Origin of the sequence: Flavobacterium cupreum (genome assembly GCF_003996965.1) — a bacterium.
In the GTDB taxonomy this organism is placed as follows: Bacteria; Bacteroidota; Bacteroidia; order Flavobacteriales; family Flavobacteriaceae; genus Flavobacterium; species Flavobacterium cupreum.
On record NZ_QWDM01000118.1, the window covers coordinates 1 to 367 of the forward strand.

At 66.2% G+C, this 367-nt stretch carries 1 protein-coding gene; it reads right to left on the reverse strand.

Annotated elements, in window-relative coordinates; all coding sequences use genetic code 11:
• The coding region (locus D0817_RS26865) for a protein kinase domain-containing protein (RefSeq protein WP_161568480.1) at window positions 1-367 on the reverse strand (367 nt) is incomplete at both ends.

The window sequence follows — 367 nt, forward strand, 5'->3', positions numbered from 1 at the left end:
CAAACGCCCTGACCTCGATGCGTTCTAGCTGGCTTGCCTGCGGCCCGGCGCGCTCGTAGGACGTGGCGGCGCCAAAATCGCCCAGCAACGCCGGTCCGGTCGCATCAACCATGATGTTGTGCGCGTACAGGTCGCCGTGCATGAGACCTTTGGCGTGCAAGGTGGCGCAGGCCGAGGCGATCCCGATGCCGATGTCGGCAATCTGTCTGGCCGAAAACGTGCTTCCCGGCGCGTACACATCGCGCGTGCAGCTGGCAAACGTCGGCGGCAAGCCCAGGTTGGCGTAGGCCGGATCGATCAGTTCGAGCACCAGGCCCTCGCGTCGCCCCGGATGGCCGCCGAGCTTGCCCAGCACCGCGACCAAATT